At 76.4% G+C, this 19180-nt stretch carries 1 protein-coding gene; it reads left to right on the plus strand.

The features are described from left to right. Nucleotides 1–40 precede the first annotated feature (40 nt). A complete protein-coding gene (locus HB370_RS35710; protein ID WP_078637460.1) occupies nucleotides 41–19174 on the plus strand; it encodes a non-ribosomal peptide synthetase in 19134 nt (6377 codons plus the stop codon). Nucleotides 19175–19180 lie beyond the last annotated feature (6 nt).

A 19180-nucleotide genomic window follows, 5' to 3' on the forward strand; every position in this document is an offset into this window, starting at 1 on the left:
CCCCGCGCCGTATCGCCCCGCTCTCCGAAGGACTTCACCCATGACGGACCTGCACGACAAGCCCGCTCCGGCGTCCTCCCTGCCGCAGAGCGGCCCCGCCGCCGGCCTGCCGGAGAGCGACGCGGCACCGGCGCATCCGACGCTCGGCGAGCTGTTCACCGCCTGGGTGGCCCGCACCCCGGACGCACCGGCCCTCACCGACGGGCGGCGGACCTGGACCTACCGGGAACTGGCCGCCCGCGCCGAGCGGTTGGCCGCGCACCTGGTACGGCGGGGAGCCGGGCCGGACCGGGTGGTGGCCCTGGTCCTGCCGCGCTCCATGGAGCTGATCGCGGCCGAACTGGCCGTCGCGCGGGCGGGGGCCGCCTTCCTTCCGGTGGACCCCGCCTACCCCGCCGAACGCCGGGCGCTGATGCTCGCCGACGCCGGGCCCGCCGTCACCCTCGACGATCCGCGCCGGGTCGGCGAACTGCTGGAGACGGGCGAGCCGCCGGCCGCCGAGGACGACACCGGCCGGCGGACCGGCGCCGGCGCCGGCCACGCGGCGTACGTCATCTACACCTCCGGCTCCACCGGCACCCCCAAGGGCGTCACGGTCACCCATCGTGGCCTCGGCGGCTTCACCTCGGCCGCCGCCGAACGGTACGCGGTGGGTCCCGGCGACCGGGTGCTCCAGTTCTCCTCGCCGAGCTTCGACGCCTCCGTGCTGGAGCTGTGCGTGTCCGTCCTGTGCGGCGCCACGCTGGTCGTACCGCCGCACGGGCCGTGGCTCGGCGACGAACTCGCGGCGGTCCTGGACGAGTACCGCATCACCCACGCCCTGATCCCGCCCGCCGCGCTGGCCACCCTGCCCGACCCCGCGCAGGGCACCGCGCGCCACCTGCGCACGCTGATCGTGGGCGCCGAGGCCTGCCCGGCGGGGCTCGTGGACCGCTGGGCGCCCGGCCGCCGCATGATCAACTCCTATGGTCCGACCGAGGCCACCATCGTCGCGACCTGGACCGGGCCGCTCACCGCCGGCCGGGGCACGCCGACGATCGGCGGTGCCCTGCCGCACACGCGGGTGTACGTCCTGGACGCCGCGATGCGGCCCGTGCCGCCCGGTGCGGACGGGGAGTTGTTCGTCGGTGGTGACGCGGTGGCCCGGGGGTACCTGGGCCGGCCGGGCCTGACCGCCGCGCGCTTCGTCGCCGACCCCTTCGGCACGCCCGGCGCGCGGCTGTACCGCACCGGGGACCGGGCGCGCTGGACCGCCGACGGGGAACTGGAGTTCCTGGGCCGGCTGGACCGGCAGGTGAAGATCCGCGGCTTCCGCATCGAGCCCGGCGAGATCGAGGCGGCCCTGCGGCGCGCGGGCGGTGGGGCGGTCGGTGAGGCGGTGGTCGTGGTCCGCGAGGACGATCCGGGCCACCGGCGCCTCGTCGCCTACGTCACCCCGGCGGAACAGCAGGCACCCACCACCCCGACCGTCGACGCGGAGCCGGTCGACCCGGCCGCCGTGTCCGACTCCGGTGAGCCCCGCGATGCCGCCGGTCCGGTCGGCGCTGCCGAGCCGGTCGACCCGGCCGCCGTGTCCGACTCCGCCGAGCCACGCGATGCCGCTGCCCCGGCCGACGCCACCGAGCGGGCCGGCTCCGCGGCCCTGGCGGGCGCCGAGCCGACTGACGTCGCCGAGTCGCGTGATGCCGCAGTCCCGGCTGGTGCCGCTGGGCCGGACAACTCGGCCGCTCCGGCCGACTCCGGTGAGCCTCGCGCTTTCGCCGGGCGGCCCAGCTCCGTCGCCCCGACCGGTGGCGCCGGGCCGGTTGCCTCCGCCGCTCCGACCGGCTCCGCCGAGCCCCGTGAACCCGCCGCCCCGGCCGCCGTCCCGGCCACCCCCGCGCAGTCGCTCGATCCCGTCTCCCTCCGTGCCGCCGTAGGCCGTCTGTTGCCCGCGCACATGGTGCCCGCCGTCGTCGTGGTGCTGGAGCGGATGCCGCTGACCCCGCAGCACAAGATCGACCGGCGGGCGTTGCCCGCGCCGGATCGTGCAGTCGGGGGCGGGCGGGTGGCGCCCCGGTCGGAGGGGGAGCGGGCGCTCGCCGCGATCTGGGCCGAGGTGCTGGGTGTCGACGCGGTCGGGGTGACCGACGACTTCTTCGAGCTCGGGGGCGAGTCCCTGCTCGCCGCCCGGGTGCTGGCCCGGGTCCGGGACGAGCTGGGGGTCCGGCTGACCCTGCGGGACGTGTTCACCGCGCGGACCGTCGCCGCCCTCGCCCCGCTGCTCGCCGACCCGTCGGCCACCGCGGCCCGGGAGCCGATCCCGCCGGCCCCGGCCGAAGGCGCCCTGCCGTTGTCCAGCGCGCAGCGACGGCTGTGGTACCTGGACGACCTCTCCGACGGCGGCACCGAGTACAACACCGGCGTGGCCCTGAGACTGCGCGGCGCCCTGGACCCCGACGCGCTGCGTCGCTCCCTGTACCGGCTCGCGGCCCGCCACGCGTCCCTGCGCACCACCTTCGCCACCGCCGACGGCCAGGGCGTCCAGCGGGTCGCGCCGCAGCCGGAGCTGCCGCTGCGGACGGCCGACCTCTCCGGCGCTCCGGACGCCGAGGAGGCCGTGGAGGCGCTGCTCACCGAGGAGTTGGAGCGGCCTTTCGACCTTGCGGCGGGCCCGCTCACCCGGGCGCTGCTCGTCCGGCTGGGCGCCGAGGAGCACGTACTGCTCCTGGCGCAGCACCACATCGTCACCGACGGCTGGTCGGTCGGCATCCTCACCCGCGAACTCGCGGCCCTCTACGAGGCCGAGGTCACCGGCGAGCCCGCCGGGCTGGCCGAACCCGCCGTGCAGTACCCGGACTTCGCGCTGTGGGAGCGGCGGCAGCGGTCCGGTGACGCGGACACCGCCGATCTCGCGTACTGGAAGCGGCACTTGGCGGGACTTCAGCAGCTGGAGCTGCCCACGGACCGGCCGCGTCCCGCCGTGCGCACCACCGTCGGCGCGGCCCACCGGCACGTGCTGCCCGCCGAGTTGGTGTCCCGGCTGCGCCGGCTGGCCGCCGGCCGCGGCACCACGCTGTTCACCCTGTTCGCGGGCGCCTCCGCGCTGCTGTTCTCCCGCTACTCCGGACAGCGGGACATCGCGTTCGGCACCGTCACCACCGGGCGCGGCCGGCGGGACCTGGAGGACGTGCCCGGGTTCTTCGCCAACACGGTGGTCTTGCGTGGGGAAGTGGACGAGCGGGTCACCGTGGACCGGTTCGTGGAGAGCGTGCGGACGACCGTGCTGGACGCCTTCGCCCACGACGGCGTGCCCTTCGACCGCGTGGTGGAGGAACTCGCCCCGCCCCGCGACCCCAGCCGCACCCCGCTGGTCCAGGCGCTCGTCGTACAGCAGAGCCCGCTGCCCGTGCCGCCGCTCGCCGGGGGACTGCGTCTGGCCGAGCACCCGCTGCCCCGCCCGGCCGCCCGCTTCGACCTGGTCCTGGAGTTCACCCCGGACCCGGACGGCGGCTCGGTCCTGACCGCCGAGTTCAACACGGACCTGTTCGACCCGGCGACCGTGGCCCGGATGACCGCCCATCTGCACCGCCTGCTGGAGGGCATGGCGGACGGTCCGGGCCGCACCCTGGCCGAACTGCCCATGCTCTCCGCCGCGGAGCAGCGCACCCTGGTGGACAGCTGGAACCCGCCCGCCCGCCGGCTCCGGGAGACCGGGCACGTCACGCTGCCCGAACTGCTGCACGGCCAGGCGGCCCGCACCCCCGGCCGTACGGCGGTGATCTGCGGACCGGACCGGCTGGCGTACGCCGAGGTGGCCCGGCGCGCCAACCGGCTGGCCCGGCGGCTCATAGCGCGCGGCGCGGGCCCGGAGACCCTGGTCGCCCTGTGCCTGCCGCGCACCGCCGACCTCGTGCCCGTGCTGTGGGCGGTGCTCACCGCGGGCGCCGCCTACCTCCCCGTCGACCCCGGCTACCCCGCCGAGCGGGTCCGGCTCATGCTCGCCGACGCCCGGCCCGCCCTCGTCGTCGCCACCCGGGAGACCGCCGCCGCCCTGCCCCCGGACTGCGACCCGCTGTTCCTGGAGGACGCCACCGGCCCGGCGGTGCCCGACACGGACCTCACCGACGCCGACCGGCTCCGCCCGCTGCTGCCGGACCACCCCGCGTACGTCATCTACACCTCCGGCTCCACCGGCCGCCCCAAGGGGGTGGTGGTCACCCACCGCACCGTCGCCGCGCTGGCCCGGTGGGCGGGGGAGCGGTTCGGCGCCGAGGGGCTGGACCATGTGATCGCCGCGACCTCCCTCAACTTCGACGTCTCCGTCTTCGAACTGCTCTGCCCGCTCACGGCCGGCGGCACCGTCGAGGTGGTCGCCGACCTGCCGGCCCTCGCCGACGGCACCGGACCACGGCGGGCCGGGCTGCTCAGCGGGGTACCGTCCGTCGTCTCCCGGCTGATCGCGGGCGGCGCCGCACCCGTGACCGCCGGGACCGTCGTCCTCGCCGGCGAGGCCCTGCCCGCCCAGACGCTGCACGAGCTGCGCGCCGCCCTGCCCGGCTGCCGCATCGCCAACATCTACGGCCCCACCGAGGCCACCGTGTACGCCACCGCCTGGTTCGCCGGGGACCGGCTGCCCGGGCAGGCCCCGCCCATCGGCGCCCCGGTGGCGCTCACCCGGGCCTATGTCCTGGACGGCGCCCTGCGGCCCCGACCCGTCGGCGTCACCGGCGAGCTGTACCTCGGGGGCGGCGGGCTGGCCCGCGGTTACCTGAACCGTCCCGGACTGACCGCCGCCCGGTTCGTCGCCGATCCGTTCGGCGCGCCGGGGGAGCGCATGTACCGCACCGGCGACCTGGTGCGCCGCCGCGCCGACGGCACGCTGGAGTACGTCGGCCGGACCGACCAGCAGGTCAAGGTGCGCGGCTTCCGCATCGAGCTGGGCGAGGTGGAGGAGGCGCTGCGCGGCTGCGCCGGTGTGACCGAGGCCGCCGCCGTCGCCGCCACGGACCGCGACGGCCACCGGCGCCTGGTCGGCTACGTCGTCCCGGCCGCCGGACAGCGCACCGAACCCGAGGCCGTACGCCGGGAACTGGGCCGCACGCTGCCCGACTACATGGTCCCCTCGGCCGTCGTCGTGCTGGACGCCCTGCCGCTCAGCCCCAACGGCAAGCTCGACCGCGGCCGGCTCCCCGACCCCGGGCCCGCCGTGCGCGCGGTACGGCATGTCGCGCCCCGCACGCCCACCGAGCGCGCGCTCGCCGCGATCTGGGCGGAGGTGCTGCGGGCGGAGCGGATCGGCGTCGACGACAACTTCTTCGAACTCGGCGGCGACTCGATCCTCAGCATCCAGGTGGTGGCCCGCGCCCGGCAGGAGGGCCTGCCGCTGACCTCCCGGGACGTCTACCAGCACCAGACGGTGGCCGCCCTGGCCCGCCGCGCGGACGCCGCCGGCGGCCCGCGCGAGGCCGCCCCCGCACCGGAGGCGGCCACCGGCACCGCCCCCCTCACCCCCATCCAGCACTGGCTGTTCGACACCGCCGCCGAACGCGCCGGCCACTTCGCCCAGGCGCTGTCCGTCCGGCTGCCCGCGGACCTGGACCCGGCGGCACTCGAGGCCGCGCTGAACGACCTGGTCGCCCACCACGACGCCCTGCGCTCCCGCTTCACCGCCGACGGCACGGACGGCCGGCCCGCCTGGGCGGTCGAGGAGCGGGCGCCCCGCCTCCGCCTGGCCCGCCACACCGGACCGGAGACCGACACCCCCCACTTCGGCCCCTTCGACCTCGCCCGGGGACCGCTGCTGCGGGCCGTGCTGCACGACACCGGCACCGGCCGGCCCTCCGTGCTGCATCTCGCCGTCCACCACCTGGTGGTCGACGGCGTCTCCTGGCGGCTGCTGCTGGAGGACCTGGACCGCGCCTACCGGGCCCGCCGCACCGGCCGCGACGGTGCCGCCGCGCTGCCCGCCAAGTCCTCGCCGCTGCGCCGGTGGGCCCACCGGCTCGCCGCCCACGCGGCGGACGGCGGCTTCGACGACGAACGCGCGTACTGGGCCCGGACCCTGTCCGAGCCCGCCCCCGCGCTGCCGACGGGACCGGCCGGCACCTACGCCCAACAGCGCGCGCACACCGTGCGGTTGAGCCCCGAGGACACCTCGGCACTGCTGCGTACCCTGCCCGACACCTACCGCACCCGGGCCAACGACGTCCTGCTCGCCGCCCTCGGCCGGGCCCTGTGCGGCTGGAGCGGCCGGGACCGGGTGCTGGTCGACGTCGAGGGACACGGCCGCGAGGACCTCTTCCCCGAGCTGGACATCAGCCGCACGGCCGGCTGGTTCACCACCCGGTACCCCGTCGCGCTCACCGTCCCGGAGGACGCCGGCTGGGACACCGTACTGAAGCGCGTCAAGGAGCAGCTGCGCGCCGTACCCCGGCACGGCCTGGGGTACGACGTGCTGCGCCGGCTCGCCGGTCCCGGGGCGGCGCCGCCCGCCGCCGACGCGCGGATCAGCTTCAACTACCTGGGCCGGATGGAGCTGCCGCAGGACCCCGACGGCCTCTACCGAGGCACCGTACGCCCGCTGGAGCTGGACGCCGACCCGGCCGCCGCCCGCCCGCACGCCCTGGAGGTCGTGGGGCAACTCGTGGACGGGCAACTGGAGTTCACCTGGTTCTACGCCGACGGGCCGCAGCGCGGGGAGGAGGTCGCCGACCTCGCCGGGCGGTACGCCGCCGCGCTCGCCGACCTGGCCCGGTACGCCGCCCGCCCGGGTGCCGCCGGCCGTACCCCGTCCGACTTCCCGCTGGCCCGGCTCGACCAGGCCGCCGTCGACCGGATCACCGGCCCGGACCCGGCGGCGGTGGCGGACGTGTACCCGCTCACCCCCACCCAGGCGGGCATGCTCTTCCACGGCCTGTCCCAGGACGACCGCGGCGTCTACCTCCAGCAGCTGACGTTCGTCCTGGACGGCGTGCCCGACCCGGGCGCCCTCGCCGCCGCCTGGCAGCACGTGACCGACCGCACCGAGACGCTGCGCTCCCGGGTCGTCTGGCAGGACGTGCCCGAGCCGCTGCTGGTGGTGGCGCGCCACGCGGACCTGCCGGTCACCCACCTGGACTGGCGCGACCTGACCGAGGACGAGCGCCGCGCCCGCCTGGACGACGTGCTCGCCCGGGACCGTGCCGAGGGCATCGACCTCGGGCGGGCCCCGCTCCAACGCCTCCTCCTGGCCCGCCTGTCCGGGACCGCCGTGCGCGTGGTGTGGACCTTCCACCATCTGCTGCTGGACGGCTGGAGCCTGTTCCAGGTCCTCTCGGACGTCTTCGCCCACCACGCCGGGGCCGCCCCCGGCACCCTCCCGCACCGCCCGCCGTACCGGGACTACGTGGCCTGGCTGCGGCGCCGTGACCTCGCCCCGGCCGAACGGCACTGGCGCCGCCGCCTGTCCGGGCTGGCCGAGGCCACCCCGCTGCCCTACGACCGCGAGCCGCGCGAGGCCCACCGCGCCGAATCCACCCACGCCGTGCGCCGCGCGCTGCCCCCGGCCGCCACCCGGGCCCTCAAGGAGCTGGCCCGGACCTCCGGCCTCACCCTCAACACCCTGGTCCAGGGCGCCTGGGCGCTGCTGCTGGCCCGGCAGGCGGGCCGGGACGAGGCGGTGTTCGGCACCACCGTCGCCGGACGGCCGCCCGAGCTGCCCGGTGCCGACACCATGACCGGTCTGTTCATCACCACCCTGCCCACCCGGGTCACCGTCCCCGGCCACGGCACCCTGCTGGACTGGCTGCGCGCCCTCCAGCACGACCAGAGCGAGGACCGCCGCTTCGACCACCTGCCGCTCACCCGGCTGAAGACGTTCACCGGACTCCCCGAGCGGGCCGGACTGTTCGACAGCATCGTGGTCTTCGAGAACTACCCGGTCGACGACGACCTCGCCGCCGCCCACGGGCTGCGCCTCAGCGGCCTGGAGGGCGTCGAGACCACCAACTACCCGCTGAGCCTGACCGCCTACCCGGGCCCGGAGCTGACGCTGCGGCTCGGCTACGACCCCGCCCTGTTCGACACCGCGACGGCCGAGCGCATGGCCGAGTACCTGACCGTCCTGCTCACCCACCTGCCCGCCGGCGCGCACCGCCCGCCCGCCCGGCTGCCGCTGCTCGCCCCGGAGCGCCGCGCGCAGGTGCTGCGCGCCTGGAACGACACCGCCACCGGTCTGCGGGACACCACCGTCGCCGCCCTCTTCGCCGAGCAGGTGCGCCGCACTCCCGACGCCGTGGCCCTGGACGCCGGAGACACCCGCCTCACTTATCGCGAACTTGACGCCCGGGCAGGCGAGTTAGCGGTCCGCCTGGCCGGACTCGGGGTACGGCCGGAACGCCCGGTCGGCGTGCTCATGGACCGGTCGGCGGAACTGATCGTCGCCCAGCTGGCCCTCGTGCGCACCGGCGGCGTGTACGTGCCGCTGGACGGCAGGGCCCCGGCCGAACGGCTGCGCCGGATGCTCTCCGAGGCGGGTGCCGACCTGATGCTCACCGACGCCGGCCGGGAACGTACGGCCCGCGAACTGCTTCCCGAGGGCGGGATCCTGCGGGTGGACGACACATCCCGCGCACCCGACGCCGGGCCGGCGCACACCGTCCACCCCGACAACGTCCAGTACCTGATGTTCACTTCGGGCTCCACCGGCACCCCCAAGGGGGTCGCGGTGCGGCAGCGGGACGTCGTCGCGCTCGCCCTGGACCGGGCCTTCGCCGGACACGACCGGGTCCTCGTGCACTCGCCGCACGCCTTCGACGCCGCCACCTACGAGGTGTGGGTGCCGCTGCTGCGCGGCGGCACGGCCGTCCTCGCCCCGCCCGCCGGCCTCGACGCCGCCCAGGTCCGCCGCGCCGTCACCGAGCGGGGCGTGACCTGCCTGTGGCTGACCGCCGGCCTGTTCCGGCTGCTCGCCCAGGAGGACCCCGGCTGCCTGCGCGGCGCCCGCGAGGTGTGGACCGGCGGCGAGGCCGTGCCCGGCGCGGTCGTCCGCCGGGTCCTGGACGCCTGCCCCGAGCTGACCGTCGTGGACGGCTACGGCCCCACCGAGACCACCACCTTCGCCACCCGCCGCGTCTTCCGCTCCGGCGACCCGCTGCCCGCCGTCCTGCCCATCGGCCGCCCCCTGGACAACACCCGCGTCTACGTCCTGGACGCCTCGCTCCAGCCCCAACCGCCAGGCGTTCCCGGTGAGTTGTACATCGCGGGCGCGGGCCTGGCCCGGGGCTACGCGGGCCGGCCCGGCGCGACCGCCGCCCGCTATGTCGCCGACCCCTACGGGCCGCCCGGCACCCGGATGTACCGCACCGGCGACCTCGTGCGCTGGAGTGCCGACGGCGAACTGCACTTCGTCGGCCGCGCGGACGACCAGATCAAGATCCGCGGCTTCCGGGTCGAACCCGCCGAGATCGAGGCCCGCCTCACCGCCCACCCCGCCGTCGCCGAGGCCGTCGTCTCCCTGTACGAGGACGCCGGACGCAAACGGCTCGCCGCCCACCTCGTACCGGCCGAAGGCGCCGACGTGCCCTCCGCCGCCGGGCTGCGCGCCCACCTGGCCGCCGGACTGCCCGACTACATGCTGCCCGCCGCGTTCGTCACCGTGCCCGAGCTGCCGCTGACGGCCAACGGCAAGGTCGACCGGCGGCGGCTGCCCGCCCCCGACTGGGCGGCGGGCGCCGACCGGGCCCACCGCGAACCGCGCACCGACACCGAACGGACCCTCGCCGGGATCTGGGCCGAACTGCTCGGCGTCGAACGCGTCGGCGTGGACGACAACTTCTTCATGCTGGGCGGCGACTCCATCCTCAGCATCCAGGTGGTCTCCCGGGCCCGCGCCGCCGGACTCGCCCTCACCCCCCGCGACCTGTTCCGGCACCCCACGGTGGCCGCACTGGCCGCCGCGGGCGGCGGCGCCGCGTCCGCCGTCGCCGGCACCGCACCGGTCGCCGGACCGGCCGGCCTCACCCCGATCCAGCACTGGTTCCTGGACGCCCGGCCCGCGCACCCCGCCTTCTTCAACCAGTCCGTCGTCATCGAGACGCCCGGCCCGGTGGACGAGGACGCCCTGCGCCGCGCCCTCACCGCGCTGTGGACCCACCACGACGCCCTGCGCGCGCGGTTCCACCGCGAGGGCGACGGCGCCTGGCACCAGGACATCACCGCCCACGACAGCCCCGCCCCCGAGCTGCTCCGGGTCCACGCCCTGCGGGACGAGGAAGGCGTCACGGCGGCGACCCACGCGCAACTCGACCTGGACACAGGCCCGTTGTTCGTCGCCCGCCTGTTCACCGCCGACGGCACCGGGCCCGCCCGGCTGCTGCTCGTCGCCCACCACCTGGTGGTCGACGGCGTCTCCTGGCGGATCCTGCTGGAGGACCTGGAGACCGCCTACCGGCAGGCCGCCACCGGCGAGCCCGTACGGCTGCCCGCCCGCACCACGTCCGCGGCCGAGTGGGTCCGCCGGCTGGGTGAGCGGGACCTCACCGGTCAGCTGCCCCACTGGGAGCGGACCGCCCGCGCGTGCGCCGAACCCCTGCCCGTCGACTCGGCCGGCGGCAACACCATGGCCGACCTCCGCGAGGTGACCGTACGGCTCGACCGCGAGCGCACCGACGCCCTGCTGCGCCGGGTGCCCGGCGTCTACCGCACCCGCGTGGACGACGTCCTGCTCACCGCGCTGGGCCGGGTCCTCGCCGGCTGGACGCGGCGCGCCACCGTCGCCGTCGGCCTGGAGGGACACGGGCGCGAGGACCGGTGGGCCGAGGACGTCGACCTGTCCCGCACGGTCGGCTGGTTCACCGCGCTCCACCCGGTCGCCCTGACCGTCCCGGCGGGGGACTGGGGCACCGCCCTGAAGGCGGTGAAGGAACAGCTGCGGGCCGTACCCGACCGGGGACTCGGCTACGGCGTACTGCGCCACCTCGCCCGCGACCCACGGCTCACCACCGCCCCCGAACCCGGCATCAGCTTCAACTACCTGGGCCGCTTCGACTGGTCCCCCGACGACGCCGCCCTGGTCCGGGCGGTGCCCGGCGGCCTGGGCGGCGCGGAGGCACCGGACACCGAGCGGCCGCACCTGCTGGACGTCGTGGCCCGGGTCGAGGACGACCGGCTGGAGATCACCTGGCACTACAGCGGCGGACGCCACCGCGAGGAGACCGTCACCGCCCTCGCCGAGGGCATGCTGGACGCGCTCGGCGGCATCGTCGCCCACTGCGCCCGCCCCGACGCGGGCGGCCGCACCCCCTCGGACTTCCCGCTGGCCCGGCTCGACCAGGCCGCCGTGGACCGCATCGCCGGCGACGGCCGGGACGTGCAGGACATCTACCCGCTCACGCCGATGCAGGAGGGCATGCTCTTCCACAGCCTGCTCGACCCCGCCGGCCGCACCTACGTCAACCAGGTCCAGCTCGTGCTGGCCGGCGTCACCGACCCGCACGCGCTCGCCGAAGCCTGGCAGCACACCGCCGACGCCAACCCCGTGCTGCGCACCGGCCTGGTCTGGCAGGAGACCCCCGAACCGCTCCAGGTCGTCCGGCACCGGGCCACCGTGCCCGTCACCCACCACGACTGGTCCGCCTGGCCCGAGGAGCGCCGCGCACCCGAACTGGACCGGCTGCTCGCCGAGGACCGCGAACGGGGCATCGACCTCGCCGCCGCGCCCCTCATGCGACTGACCCTGATCCGGCTGGGCCCGGACCGGGTCCGCCTGGTGTGGACCTTCCACCACGTCCTGCTCGACGGCTGGAGCGCCGCCCAGGTCTTCGAGGAGGTGTGCGAGCGGTACGCCGCCCTGACCTCCGGACGCCGCCCGCACACCCCCGAGCGCAAGCCCTTCGCCGACTATCTGCGCTGGCTCGCCGGGCGCGACACCGGCAAGGCCGAGCGGTACTGGCGCACCGCCCTCGCGGGCTTCCAGGCACCCACCGAACTGCCCCGCGACCGGCGGCCCGACGGGGCCCACCGCACCTCCTCCTCCGGCTCCGTGCGCATGACCCTCGGCCCGGACCTCTCCGCCCGGCTGCGGGAGACCGCCCAGCGCCACGGGCTCACCCTCAACACCGTGCTCCAGGGCGCCTGGGCGCTGCTGCTGTCCCGCTACGGCGGCGGCACCGACGTGGTGTTCGGCACCACCGTCTCCGGCCGGCCCGCCGAACTGCCCGGCGTCACCTCGATGGTGGGCCTGTTCATCAACACCCTGCCCACCCGGGTCCGCGTCGACGGCTCCCGCCCGCTGCCCGAGTGGCTGCGCGAGATCCAGACCGCCCAGTCCGAGGCCCGCCGCCACGACTTCGTCTCGCTGGCCCAGATCCAGTCCTGGAGCGAACTTCCGGGCGGCACCAGCCTGTTCGACTCCCTCGTGGTCTTCGAGAACTACCCCTTCGACGCGGACGCGCCGGCCCGGCACGGCCTCACCATGGAACCGGAACGGGACCTGGAGCCGACCAACTACCCGCTCAGCGTGGTCGTCGCGCCCGGCGACACCCTCACCGTGAACCTGGACCACGACCCGGCCGCCTTCGACACCGCCACGGTCACCGCGCTCGGCGAGAGCCTGCGCACCCTGCTCACCGGCATGGCCGGCGGCCTCGACCGCCGCCTGGCCGACCTGCCGCTGCTGGACCCGGCCGAGGAACGGGCGCTGGTCGCCCGGTTCGGCGGACGGCCGGCCGAGGCACCCCGGGGCACCCTGCCCGACGCGTTCCGCCGGCAGGCCGAGCGCACCCCCGGCGCCCCGGCCGTCCGCCACGGCGACCAGGTACTCACCTACCGCGAACTCGACGCCCGCTCCAACCGGCTCGCCCGGCGGCTCATCGCCGCCGGCGCCGGACCCGAACGCTTCGTCGCCCTCTGCCTGCCCCGCACCGCCGACCTGGTCACCGCGCTGCTCGCCGTGCTCAAGAGCGGCGCCGGCTATCTGCCCGTCGACCCCCAGTACCCGGCCGAACGCGTCGCGTTCCTCTTCGAGGACGTACGGCCCGACGCCGTGATCACCGCGTCCGAGACCGCCGGCCGGCTCCCCGAGGGCCCCTTCACCCGGATCCTGCTCGACGACCCGGAACCCGGGGCGCCGGACAGCCCGGTGGGCGACGACGAGCGGCACAGCGTCCTGCTGCCCGGCCACCCGGCCTACGTCATCCACACGTCCGGCTCCACCGGCCGCCCCAAGGGCGTCGTCGTCAGCCACGCCTCCGTGCTCGCCCTCACCGACTGGGCGGCGGCGGAGTTCACCGGGCGGGGACTGGACCACGTGGTGGCCTCCACCTCGCTCAACTTCGACGTGTCCGTCTTCGAGATCTTCGCGCCGCTGCTGTCCGGCGGCTGCGTGGAGATCGTCCGCGATCTGCTGGCCCTCGCCGAGCGCCCCGGGCCCTGGCGGGCCGGACTGCTCAGCGCGGTGCCCTCGGCCCTGGACCGGCTGCTCGCCGAGGACGCCGTACGGATCACCGCCGACACCGTCGTCCTCGCGGGAGAGGGGCTGCCCGCCCGGACCGTACGCCGGGTCCGCGACGCCGTCCCCGGCAGCGAGGTGCGCAACATCTACGGCCCCACCGAGGCGACCGTCTACGCCACCGCCTTCACCTGCGACCCCGCCGACCCCGACCGGGACCCGCCGATCGGCCGGCCGCTCGGCGGCGCCCGCGCCCACGTCCTGGACGAACGGCTGCGCCCGGTGCCCGTCGGCGTCCCCGGGGAGCTGTTCCTCGCCGGGACCGGTGTCGCCCGCGGCTACCTCGGCCGCCCCGGCCTGACCGCCGCCCGCTTCCTGCCCGACCCGTTCGGCCCGCCGGGCAGCCGGATGTACCGCACCGGCGACCTGGTCCGCTGGACGGCCGACGGCGACCTCGTCTACCTCGGCCGCGGCGACGACCAGGTCAAGGTGCGCGGTTTCCGCATCGAACTCGGCGAGGTCGAGGCCGCGCTGGCCCGCCACCCGGCCGTGGCCGCGGCGGCGGCCCGAGTGATCGAACACGCCGGTCACCGCCGTCTCGTGGGCTACGTGGTGCCCCGCACACCGGCCGCGGTGGACGACTCCGGGGCGCGGGGTGCGGCTGTGCCGGGTTCCGGTGGTTCCGGGGTGCCGGTGTCGGCGATGTCCGCCGGCGCGGAGGGGCCCGGCGCGCTCGTCCCCGACCCCGCCGAGCTGCGTGCCTTCCTCGCCCGCAGTCTGCCCGACCACCTCGTCCCCGCCCTCGTCGTCCCGCTGGAGCGGCTGCCGCTGGGGGCCACCGGCAAGCTCGACCGGCGGGCGCTGCCCGTGCCCGAGTGGGCCGCGCCGGCCACCGGTACGGCCGGGCGGCCGCCGCGTACCGAGGCCGAGCGGATCCTCGCCGCGATCTGGACCGAGGTGCTGGGCGTGCCCGAAGTCGGCGCGGACGACAACTACTTCACGCTCGGCGGCGACTCCGTCCTCGGCATCCGCATCGTGTCCGCCGCCCGCCGGGCCGGTCTCGCGCTGACCCCCCGGCACCTGTTCACCCACCAGACCCTCGCCGAACTGGCCGCCGTGGCCGAGCGGTTGCCGGTCACCGCCGTCTCCGCGGAGCAGGGCCCGGTGACCGGGGACGCCCCGCTCACCCCCGTCCAGCACTGGCTGCTGTCCACCCTCACCGGCGATCCCGCCCACTTCAGCCAGACGGTCGCCCACGAGCTGGCCGCCGACCCCGACGAGACGCTGCTGCAGGCCGCCCTGGCCGTCCTACTGGAGCACCACGACGCGCTGCGCATGCGCTACGAGCAGGCCCGGGACGGAAGTTGGCGGCAGTACGGCACCCCGCCCGGCGACCGTGACCCGCATCTGGAGGTGCACCAAGGGGCGGCCCCGGCAGCGGTGGCCGAGGCCCTCGGCGCCGGGTTCGACCTGGCCGACGGGCCGCTGCTGCGGGCCGCGCTGTGCCGGCCGGCCGACGGAACACGCCCGGCCGGTGGTGCGCGTCCGGTGCTGTTGCTGGCCGCCCACCACCTGGTCGTGGACGCCGTCTCCTGGCGGCTGATCCTGGAGGACCTGGACACCGCCTACCGCGCGCTGCGGGACGGCGGACGGCCGGCCCTCGCCCCGAAGAGCACCGCGTTCCGGGACTGGGCACGACGGCTCGCCGCACACACCGAGGCGGGCGGATTCGATACCGAACTCCCTTACTGGCAAGGGGTGGAGACCGACACCACGCTGCCCGTCGACCACCCCGGCGGCCCGAACACCGTCGCCGACGAGGACAGCGTGACCGCGGGGCTCGACGCCGAGGAGACCCGCCGGCTGCTCCAGGACGTGCCCGAGGCGTACCGCACCCGCGTCAACGACGTGCTGCTCACCGCGCTGGGCCGGGTCCTGGCCCGGTGGACCGGCCGGGACCGGGTGGCGGTGACCCTGGAGAGCCACGGCCGCGAGCAGCTGTTCGAGGACACCGACCTGGCCCGCACCACCGGCTGGTTCACCGCGATGTACCCGGTCGCCCTGGACGTGCCCCGGGACGCCGGCCCCGGCACCGCGCTGAAGTCCGTCAAGGAGAACCTGCGGGCCGTACCGCACGGCGGACTCGGCTACGGGGCGCTGCGCCACCTGCGCCCCGTCGCCGGCCGTGACCTGCCCGCCCTGCCGCCGGTCTGCTTCAACTACCTGGGCCGGCCGGACGCGGCCCCCGCCCCCGGCGGACTGCTGCACGCGCCCCACGGCGGCCTTGCCGGCGGCATGGACCGCTCCGCGAACCGGCCGCACCTCCTCGACGTTCTCGGCCAAGTCACGGACGACCGACTCGAGTTCACCTGGTCGTACTCGCGCGGCCGGCACCGGCGGGAGACCGTGGCCCGGCTGGCGGCCGAGCTGGCGGAGGAACTCCGCGCGATCATCCGGCACTGCGCCGAACCCGGCGCGGGCGGCCGTACCCCCTCGGACTTCCCGCTCGCCCCGCTGGACCAGGCGGCCGTGGACCGGCTCGTCGGCGACGGGGCCGGCGTCACCGACGTCTACCCGCTCACACCCACCCAGACCGGCATGGTGATGCACGGCCTGGACGAGGCCGAACACGGCCTCTACGTCGAGCAGATCACCTTCGTGGCCGACGGCGCACACGACCCCGCGACGCTGGCCGCGGCCTGGCGGCACGTGGTCGACCACACCCCCGTCCTGCGCACCTCCGTCGCCCTGCACGGCGTACCGGTGCCCCTCCAGGTCGTCCACCGGCACGTGACCCTGCCGGTCACCGAGCACGACTGGAGCGCGCTGCCGGCCGAACGGCAGGCGACGGAGCTGGAGCGGCTGCTCGCCGACGAGCGGGCCCGGGGCCTCGCCCTGGACCGGGCCCCGCTGCTGCGGCTCGCCCTGGTCCGGCTCGGCCCGGACGCGGTCCGGGTGGTGTGGACCTTCCACCACGTCCTGCTGGACGGCTGGAGCGTCTTCCACGTCCTGTCCGACGTCATGGCCGCGCACGCCGCCCTGACCCGGGGCGAGCGGCCCCGGCTGCCCGAGCGCCGGCCGTTCGCGGACTACGCCGCCTGGCTCGCCGTCCGGGACACCGCCGCCGCCGAGGAACACTGGCGCCACGCCCTGGCCGGGCTCGGCGCCCCCACCCCGCTGCCGTACGACCGGCGGCCCGCCCCCGGCACCACCGCCCGCTCCGGCACCTGGCTGTCCCGTCGGCTCGACCCCGGGCAGACGCGGAGCCTGCACGAGTTCGCCCGCCGGCACCGCCTCACCCTCAACACCCTGGTGCAGGGCGCCTGGGCGCTGCTGCTGGCGAGGTGGAGCGGTCAGCGGGAGGTCTGCTTCGGCACCACCGTCTCCGGGCGGCCCGCCGGACTGCCCGGCGCCGACACCATCACCGGCCTGTTCATCACCACGCTGCCCGCCCGCACCGAGGTCGACGGCGCGGCCCGCCGCGACACCTGGCTGCGCGGCCTCCAGGAGGCCCGGGCCGAGGACCGCCGCCACGACCACCTGCCCCTGGGCGAGCTGCATTCGTACACCCAACTCCCGCCGGACACGTCACTGTTCGACAGCCTGGTGGTGTTCGAGAACTATCCGGTCGGGGACACGACCGCGGGCGCGCACGGGCTCGCGCTGCGCGACCTGGACGCCCGGGAGGCCACCAACTACCCGCTCACCGTGGTCGTCTCGCCCGGCGACCGGCTCACCGTCGAACTCGGCTACGACCCCCGGTGCTTCGAGCGGTCGACCGCCGACTCGATGGCGGAACAGCTGCTGCACACCCTGCACGCGCTGGCCGCCCCGGACGACACCGCCCGCCTCGACGACCTGGACGTGCTCCCGCCCGCGTACCGGGAACGGCTGCTGCGCGGCCCGTCCCGGCCCGCGCTCGGCCCGGTGCCCGCCACCACCCTGCCCGCCCTGGTGGAAGCCGCCGTCGACCGGTGGCCCACCGCGCCCGCGCTCGACGCGCCCGGCACGCTCCTCACCTTCGCCGAGACCGAGGCGCGGGCCAACCGGCTGGCGCACCGGCTCATCGCCCGCGGCGCCGGCCCCGGCGACCTCGTCGCGCTGCTGCTGCCCCGCTCGGCGGACATGGTGCTGGCCCAGCTCGCGGTGGCCAAGTCCGGCGCCGCGTTCCTGCCGGTGGACCCCGCCTACCCCGAGGAGCGGATCGCCCTGATGCTGCGCGACGCCGCCCCCGCCCTGACCCTGGACGCCAAGGAGATCGCCGCCCTGCTCGCCGCACCCCCGGACGACACCCCCGGACACCGGCCCACCGACGCCGACCGGAGGCGCCCGCTCGACCCGGACGACCCGGCCTACGTCATCTACACCTCCGGCTCCACCGGCACCCCCAAGGGCGTCGTCGTCACCCACCGGGGCCTCGCCGCGTTCAGCGCCGCCGAGGCCGCCCACTACCAGGTCGCCGCCGGGGACCGGGTACTGGCCTTCGCCACGCCCAGCTTCGACGCCTCCGTGCTGGAGCTGTGCATGTCCCTGCCGCACGGCGCCCGGCTCGTCGTACCCCGGCCCGGCCCGCTGCTCGGCGCCGAACTCGCCGGCGTACTGCGCGCCGAACGCGTCACGCACACCCTGCTGCCGCCGGCCGCGCTCGCCACCCTGCCCGCCGACACCCCCGGCACCCTGCCGGACCTGAAGACCCTGATCGTCGGCGCCGACGCGTGCGGCGCGGAACTCGTCGCCCGCTGGGCCCCGCACCACCGCATGGTCAACTCCTACGGCCCCACCGAGGCCACCGTCGTCGCCACCTGGTCCGCCCCGCTGGAGCCCGACGGCAGCGCGCCGCCCATCGGCCGCCCGCTGCCCGCCACCGGCGCCTACGTCCTCGACGCCCGGCTGCGGCCGGTCCCCGACGGCGTACCCGGCGAACTGTGGCTGAGCGGACCGGCGCTGGCCCGCGGCTACCTCGGCCGGCCCGGACTGACCGCCGCCCGGTTCCGCGCCGACCCGTTCGGGCCGCCCGGCACCCGCATGTACCGCACCGGCGACCTGGTGCGCCGGGACGGCGCCGGCGAGCTGCACTACCTCGGCCGCACCGACCACCAGCTGAAACTGCGCGGCCACCGCATCGAGGCGGGTGAGGTCGAGGCGGTTCTGGTACGCCATCCCGGCGTGCTGGACGCCGTGGTGACCGTACGCGAGGACGAACCGGGCCTGCCGCGCCTGGTCGCCCACCTGCTCACGGCCCCCGGCGCCGAACCGCCCATCGCCGCCGAACTGCGCGAGCAGGCCGCCCGCTCGCTGCCGGGGTACATGGTGCCGTCGGCGTTCGTGGTGCTGGACCGCTTCCCGCTCACCGAGAACGGCAAGACCGACCGGGCCGCGCTGCCCGCCCCGGCACCGGCCGGGCAGGAGCGGGAGCGGCCGGAGTACGTGGCGCCCCGCACGCCCACCGAGGAGGCGCTGGCCGAGCTCTGGGAGGAGGCCCTCCAAACGGCCGTGGGCGCCGAGGACGACTACTTCCTGCTCGGCGGCGACTCCCTGCGCGCCCTGCTCATCGCCTCCCGCGCCAACGACGCGTTCGGCGTCACGCTCACCCCCCGCGACGTCCTGGTCTCCCGCACGGTCGCCGCCCTGGCGGAACTCGTGGAGGAACAGGTGCTGAGCGAACTGGAAGCGGCCGCGTACGGCGGTGACGGACCAGACCCCGCCCACGGCGGACCCGATGACGAAGACGCCGCGTACGGCGGCCCCGACCACGACGAACGGTGAGGATCC

The organism is Streptomyces sp. DSM 40868, from assembly GCF_011820545.1.
Classification (GTDB): Bacteria; Actinomycetota; Actinomycetes; order Streptomycetales; family Streptomycetaceae; genus Streptomyces; species Streptomyces eurythermus.